The organism is Bacillus sp. RC251 (assembly GCF_044908765.1).
Classification (GTDB): Bacteria; Bacillota; Bacilli; order Bacillales; family Bacillaceae_G; genus Bacillus_A; species Bacillus_A wiedmannii.
On record NZ_JBIYDP010000030.1, the window covers coordinates 1 to 5,117 of the forward strand.

Annotated in this window: 4 protein-coding genes and 1 pseudogene; 3 read left to right on the forward strand and 2 right to left on the reverse strand. The window is 35.0% G+C overall.

Annotated features, from left to right (window positions below):
* Nucleotides 1–252, forward strand: a pseudogene (locus ABH961_RS29965) (IS4 family transposase); the annotation flags it as partial.
* A gap of 279 nt (nucleotides 253–531) precedes the next feature.
* Here ABH961_RS29965 and ABH961_RS29970 read toward each other — a convergent pair.
* Nucleotides 532–1,701 carry a serine hydrolase domain-containing protein gene (locus ABH961_RS29970; protein ID WP_404520649.1) on the reverse strand — a complete coding sequence of 390 codons (1,170 nt, stop codon included), beginning with the start codon at nucleotides 1,699–1,701 and terminating at the stop codon, nucleotides 532–534.
* A 701-nt stretch (nucleotides 1,702–2,402) separates the two neighbouring features.
* Between ABH961_RS29970 and ABH961_RS29975 the strand changes: the two genes are divergently transcribed.
* Entirely contained in the window at nucleotides 2,403–3,083 is a 681-nt protein-coding gene (locus ABH961_RS29975) for a hypothetical protein (RefSeq protein ID WP_404520651.1), read from the forward strand.
* 770 nt (nucleotides 3,084–3,853) lie between these two features.
* On the opposite strand, the gene ABH961_RS29980 is transcribed toward ABH961_RS29975, so the two are convergent.
* A complete protein-coding gene (locus ABH961_RS29980) occupies nucleotides 3,854–4,168 on the reverse strand; it encodes an antibiotic biosynthesis monooxygenase family protein (protein WP_404520653.1) in 315 nt (104 codons plus the stop codon).
* A 90-nt stretch (nucleotides 4,169–4,258) separates the two neighbouring features.
* Between ABH961_RS29980 and ABH961_RS29985 the strand changes: the two genes are divergently transcribed.
* Nucleotides 4,259–4,945: an ArsR/SmtB family transcription factor gene (locus ABH961_RS29985; protein ID WP_113937454.1), complete on the forward strand. Its 687-nt coding sequence runs from the start codon at nucleotides 4,259–4,261 to the stop codon at nucleotides 4,943–4,945.
* Nucleotides 4,946–5,117 lie beyond the last annotated feature (172 nt).

The window sequence follows — 5,117 nt, forward strand, 5'->3', positions numbered from 1 at the left end:
CGCCAATTGCTCCTCATGAAGAAAAAACGAGAGCTTAGTGAGTATAAAGCCATATATATGATTAAAGACTATTTTCTTCTTCTATTCCAAACTATCCAAAAAAACACCCAAGAGCTATCAAAGGTGTTACTTCGTCTGTTCAATCTCCTACAGCAAAACGGGCGAAAATCCCATAGGTATGAGAAAAAAACAGTCTTTGATATTTTAGGCATCGTATACAATTATTCCATGTCTCATACTCATGCAGCTTAATTTTGAAAAAGCAAAACCCATTAGGGTTTATTTCGTATGCAATTCTTTAAATAATATACAATTAGTCATTAGAACATAGGGATTTTCTCACCTGAAATTGATTTTACATAACCTTAGCTTGATAGCGATGTGGTGCTACCCCACATCCACCAACTTAAGAAGAATAAACGCCACCAAAACAAAAAAAGCCCCAAATTTTTCTCGAAAATAAGGTGGGGCTTTTGAAACAGAAAAGTATATTTTCAACTATGAAAACTACGGTAAATTTCTTCCTTTTTCCTACTTACTAAATTCAGCAAGTAAAATATTTTTAAAAGGATTAGGACTGTCAGCTCTACCCAAACTGTTCCAATTGACGACCAACGTATGCTTGCCTCCAAGTGTACCTCCAACAAGAGTAGTAAACCCTAGAATGCCACCTGTGTGTCCCCATATCGAGACACCGTTCGGAAGCTTAGTTTCATAGATTCCAAGACCATATCCATCGATTCCTTCTCTTCCTGTAGGAACTGTAGTAAGCATTTGTTTTAGTTGTTGTTCTTTCAGTAATTTGCCACCGAGCAAGTAAGAGAAGAATTTGTTTAAGTCGTCAGCAGTAGAAATCATATCTCCAGCAGAGCTACCTGCACTTGGGTTATAATAAGTAACGTCTTTTAGCTCACTTGCTCTGTCTGGTTGGTCATATCCACGGGCATGGTTGGTGCCTGGAATAACACTTGAATTCCCAGGTAGGAATGTATTCGACAATTCAAGTGGCTCAATAATCCGATTTTCAATCTCTTCCGCATAGCTGTTTTTGGTTACTTTTTCAATAAGCATACCCAGTAAAACGTATCCTGTGTTTGAATAAGACCAGCCCTTTCCTGGTTCAAAGTCTGGGGGGAGAGAAATCCCCATCTTCACTAACTCTTCAGCCGTATACGATTTTTTTGTATCCGTAAAATCAGCGTCTTTTGACCTTGAGTATTCAGCGATACCACTTGTATGGTTCAATATATGCCGGATAGTAATCTTGTTACCATCATATCCATTTCCTTGAATGACACCAGGCAACCAGTCTTCGATGTAGTCGTTTAGATTCAGGCGATTCTCTCCAGCTAATTGAAGTACAACTGTTGCAGTGAACGTCTTCGTCACACTCCCAATGCGAAAGCGAAAATCTGTTTTCATCGGTTTCTTGGTTCTCAGATCCGCTATTCCAGCAGCATACCCCCACGTTTTTCCACCCTCAGAAGTTTTAGCAAGTATCCCCGGGTATCCAAGTTGCAATGTATCCCGCATTGCTTGCTTGACGGAATTACGATCTCGTTGAGTATTTGTTTGTAACGAACTAGATACATTTTGCGTGGGCTCTGCTTTTACAATTGAGGTTGGTCTTGTATATAACAGGGAACTTCCAGCTATTAAAAGGGCCAGACTTGCACATGTAATTTGACTACGTATTTTCATAAGGCATTCCTCTCCTCTATTCATATTGTATAAGTGTTTGCCTACTGTTCCTTACTTCCTGACAAGACTTAGGGAAAGGCCCTCACGCATATAGATAAAGCCCCAGTACAAAGGTATCTATCAATACCAACAATTTGAGCCATTTAAATCTCCAGCCCTCCTATAACAAAATTATTCAAAGGTATGAAAGCATATTATGTACCCTTAGTTATTGTTAGGATTAACACAACATGAGACATAACCCCAAACCATATTTTACTTTATTTATCCATAATATGTATTGAGAAAGAATGTAATTTCGAATCCTTTCCGTAACCCAACTATTGATCGTTTTTTCACCTATTATAATTAGTTATTTAGAATTTCATAATAAAAAACTGTAAAAAAAAATAACGAGTCCCTTAACGTACAGGAAGCGGTTGAAAAATATGTCTATATGTCGCTTGTAAATAAAGTCACGATGTTTTTAAAAAAGATGCGATGTTTTGAATAAAGTCGCGACGTTTATAAAAAAATTGTGATGTTTTTATAGTGAATAGAAGATCTGTACTGAAAGGCGGATTAAGGAATCGTTGAATAGCAATAAAGTTCCTGCACTAAAGGACCATATTGTGGAATAAGAGGAAAGGTCTCAATCACAATTTTGATAGACATTTGGATGCGCATACTGATAGAATAAGCAGAAATATAATAGAGGTGGAATGGAATTGAGAAAAAGATTAGGGTGCTTACACGCCCATTATTCAAATATAGAATATATAGAAAACGCATTTTCCCTATTTAACATTGAATTAATACATTTTGTTGACCCAGCTTTAATGTATCGAGTTACATTAAATGAAAATTTTCAAGAATCAGATGCTCAATTTAAAGTTAAAGAGCAAATAGAATGGATTGCCCAATGTAATGTTGATGCTATCCTTATTACTTGCACAAACTATATTGCAATTTTACAGGAAGACCAACTCTCAATTTCAGTGCCAATTATTAAAATTGATGAACCATTCTTTGATTACCTCTGCAATATACAGCAGCCTCAGACCATTCTTTTTACAAATCCTGCAACTGTTGAAGGTACGGTAGAACGCCTTAAATATCATGCTAATAATCATCAAAAATCTTTAGATTTAGAGGTTATTGTTATAAATAGTACTTTTGAATTGATAATGCAAGGACTAAAAGAAGAATACGACCAAAAAATTGCAAAGTTCTTAAATCAAATCATTAAAGATACAAAGAAAGTTATCTCCGTTGCTCAATTATCTATGGTTGATGCATCTCAGCAAGTTGAGTATAAAACATCTAAGACTATTATTAATCCGTTAATTACATTAGTATCTTACATTGTTAATCAATTAAAATTAGAAAAGAAGAATCAGTGATAAACTGATGTGCCCTTCTTCAGCCAAAGGGCGCATTAATTGAGTAAGGATCGCAAAAATTATCAAACTTTTTCTATTTGCATCTTTTATCAGGGTTTATTAAGTTAATTTAATCCAACTTTATTCCAAGGCTACACTATACGCACAATTTTCTTTTTTTGATATGGTGACCCCATCGCCATCAAGCTAAGGTTTTGAAGTACCCACTAAATGAAATTTTTCTTTCTCTACAGTTAGTTATTTTGAGAAGTCATCTCATTTTTCCGTTTTTGATAAAATCTGAATATTTAAATTTATTTGCATAGGTTACCGCCACATCGCTATCAATCTAAGGTTTCGCACTATCCATAAAGAAAAAAAGACGTTATCCTTTCCTATGATTCTACAGAAAGAATAGCGTATTTTTTTATTTTAGGTTGACATTTCTTTTTATTAGCTTGATAGCGATGTGGCGGTACCCCATAAAGTAAATTTATATGTATGGAAATACTCATATAGAATTGTACTTTGGATTTGAAAATGTTGGATTAGAATAAAGTTTAATTAAAAGTTATTCGTAAATATTGACTTTATTATAAAGAAAACAATCTCGTTTTGAATACAGTTTGATCAAAACGAGGTCATTTTTTAATATTGATAGATTTATTTTTATAAAACGGTTTGATTATTCTTCTATTCCTCTGGTTGTACAAATGCACCGATAGAGCGAAAAAGGTCGCTTAATTACAAGCTCCTTTAGACGCAAGTGACCTTTAGGTGAATTGACTAACTCAATCAATTCCTTTAAAAGAATAATCTCTTACCACCTTACAAATTTGCACGTTATATTGGCTGTACCACGTTTCTTTTCCTTTTTGTTGTGCTACTTGATGCACCTTATTAGCTTTCCATCTTTGAATTGCTTCTAAGGATTCCCAATAAGAAATTGTAATACCATACCCTTCGTTATCTCTTACGCTCTCAATCCTAATAAACCCAGGTTGTGTTTTTACTAGTTCTACCAAGTTGTCTGACATACTTTCATATCTTTCTGAATTGTGCTCTGTTCTTTGAGAAGTAAATATAGCTGCATAATAAGTATTCATTGTGTTACCTCCTTGAATTGTCATAAATAATTGTAAACGATAAACACTTCAACTATAATCGAAATATGGAATGCGGAAAGGTTGATGAAAATGAGTATAAATCCAAATGTGGCGGAAGTTGCCTTTCTCCTTGGAGAAAAGTCACGGGCAGCAATTCTAATAAGTTTAATGGATGGCCGGTTTCATACAGCCAGTGAATTAGCTTATATGGCTGCAATAAAGCCTCAAACAGCCAGTTTTCATCTTTCTAAATTAATAGAATCTAACCTTGTTAACGTTGATAAGCAAGGACGCCATCGCTATTATCAGCTAGCTAATGAAGAAGTCGCACGCATTTTAGAATCTTTTCTTGCGATTTCTCCACCTCCTGAAGTGCGCTCGTTAAAACAATCTAGCCAAGTAAAATTACTTCGAGAAGCTAGAACTTGCTATGACCACTTAGCAGGAAAATTAGGAGTCGGTTTAACCGAATCAATGTTGAATACTGGTTATTTGGAAAAAGAAGAAAGAAACTTTGTAGTAACACCTAAAGGAGAACAGTTCTTTACTGATTTCGGCATTGATTTAGGTCAATTAAAAAGAAAACGACGATCATTTTCTCATGCATGTATAGACTGGAGTGAACGTCATCATCATCTTGCCGGTGCTTTAGGAAATGAACTGATGAAACGCTTTTTGGATTTAAGTTGGATCGTTCAAGTTCCATCTATTCGAGCTGTAAAAGTCACAGATAAAGGAAAAGTAGGTTTTAAACAACATTTCAACATAAATATATAAATTAGAACGAATCCCTCTCCTTTGTAGACAAACAGTGCACTGAAATAATAGGGTAATAACAAAACACCACCTTAAACATGAAGTGAACCCGAATAGTGGTACATGAAAAAAACACCTCCTGAATTCGCATACTAAGTATGCAAATTCAATGGAGGTGTTTTTTCGTATGACG

Excerpts from the sequence above, each read along its gene's own strand:
- ABH961_RS29970 (WP_404520649.1), bottom strand. The coding sequence starts at position 1,701 with ATGAAAATACGTAGTCAAATTACATGTGCAAGTCTGGCCCTTTTAATA.
- ABH961_RS29975 (WP_404520651.1), top strand. The coding sequence starts at position 2,403 with ATGGAATTGAGAAAAAGATTAGGGTGCTTACACGCCCATTATTCAAAT.
- ABH961_RS29980 (WP_404520653.1), bottom strand. The coding sequence starts at position 4,168 with ATGAATACTTATTATGCAGCTATATTTACTTCTCAAAGAACAGAGCAC.
- ABH961_RS29985 (WP_113937454.1), top strand. The coding sequence starts at position 4,259 with ATGAGTATAAATCCAAATGTGGCGGAAGTTGCCTTTCTCCTTGGAGAA.